This is a genomic window from Streptomyces sp. NPDC002130 (genome assembly GCF_040296465.1).
GTDB lineage: Bacteria > Actinomycetota > Actinomycetes > Streptomycetales > Streptomycetaceae > Streptomyces.
Map to the genome: position 1 here is coordinate 1 of NZ_JBEOXI010000797.1, position 1,495 is coordinate 1,495.

Below are 1,495 nucleotides of genomic sequence, written 5' to 3' on the forward strand. Positions count from 1 at the left end.
GGTGCTTATCCGGGCTACATGCTGGCCAAATACGGAATGACTTTGGCGGCCTTGGGCATCGCCGCAGAGTATTCAGGTGCACCGATTTCGAGTAATTGCCTGTGGCCGGAGACCATGATCGCCACGGCCGCTGTCGGAAACTTGCTCGGGGGAGATGACAGCATCGATCACTCGCGTTCACCCGAGATCATGGCCGATGCGGCGGTCGAGATTCTCGGGCGTCCCGCCGGCACGGATACCGGTCGCACGGTGCTCGACGTCGAGATCCTGCGCGAGGCGGGGATCTCGGATTTCTCGCAGTACGGCGGTCGGTCACCGCTGGCGATCGACATCTTCGTCGACGCTCCAATTCCGTGATCTCGGGCGATCTACAGGTATCTAGCCAAATCGCTAGATACCTGTAGATCTTCCTCACGCCACTTCGTGCTCGCCGCCCGGGGCAACCTTCTGAAGTCCGCGATATGCGTCGCTGGCACTTTGGCGACCACCGATGACGGCCTCGACCTCCGCGGCGATCGGCATGTCGACGCCGTATTCGCGGGCCAGATCCATGACGGTGGGGGCGGTCTTGACGCCCTCTGCGACCTGACCGAGCTTGGCGACAGCCTCCTCGACGGTCAGGCCCTGCGCCAGAGCTTCGCCGACGCGACGGTTACGGGAAGTCGGAGCCATGCAGGTGGCAATCAAATCGCCGACGCCTGTCAAGCCGGCAAAGGTGCGCGGGTTGGCGCCCATCGCCTCACCGAGTCGGGTCATCTCGGCGAGACCGCGTGCGAGCACCATCGCGCGGGTGTTGTCACCGACGCCCAAGCCGTCCGCCATGCCGGAGGCGATGGCGACGATGTTCTTGAGGATGCCGCCGAGTTCGCAGCCGAGCACGTCGGTGTTGCGGTAGACACGGAAGACCGACGACGCGAAGAGCGGTTGCAGCGCGGCGGCGACGCGATCGTCCTGGGTGGCCACGACCGATGCCGCGGCCATGCCGTCGACGATCTCCTTGGCGATGTTGGGGCCCGCGAGCAGTCCGACGGGATGGCCGGGCAGGCACTCGGCGATCACTTCGGTGGGACGCTGCCGGGTGCCGGGTTCGAGGCCCTTGGACAGTGACAACACCGGCACCCAGGCCCGAACCTCGTTGGCGATCTCGGCGAGGGTGGCGCGAACGGCGTGCGACGGCACTCCGCAGACGAGGACGTCCGCTTCGCGAGCGGCTTCGACCAGATCCGAGGTTGCCTTGAGTCCCTTGGGAAGTTTGCGCTCACCAAGGTATTTGGAGTTGGTCCGTTGCGAATTGATTTCGTCGGCCGCTTCGGAATTTCGTGCCCACAGCAGGGTGGGAGTGTTGCGGGCAGCGAGGCCGGCCACCGTGGTTCCCCACGATCCGGCACCGAGGACGACGACGCGTACCGGGCGGGCCATCAGAGTGCGCTGTTCTGGCCACCCCGGCGGCCCAGTTGCTGGACGTGGCGGCCGCAGGTCCGGACCTCGCCTGGGC

At 65.8% G+C, this 1,495-nt stretch carries 2 protein-coding genes; one reads left to right on the forward strand and one right to left on the reverse strand.

The genetic code is table 11. The annotated features are described in order from the left end of the window. On the forward strand, positions 1–357 hold a 357-nt coding region (locus tag ABT116_RS45625), incomplete at its 5' end, for a Rossmann-fold NAD(P)-binding domain-containing protein (protein WP_502984069.1). Positions 358–411: 54 nt separating this feature from the next. Here ABT116_RS45625 and ABT116_RS45630 read toward each other — a convergent pair. After that, positions 412–1,419, reverse strand: a complete 1,008-nt coding sequence (locus ABT116_RS45630; RefSeq protein WP_019745531.1) for an NAD(P)H-dependent glycerol-3-phosphate dehydrogenase — start codon at positions 1,417–1,419, stop codon at positions 412–414. Positions 1,420–1,495 lie beyond the last annotated feature (76 nt).

Bases quoted from the DNA above. Each gene is read 5' to 3' on its own strand.
- ABT116_RS45630 (WP_019745531.1), bottom strand. From the start codon at position 1,419: ATGGCCCGCCCGGTACGCGTCGTCGTCCTCGGTGCCGGATCGTGGGGA.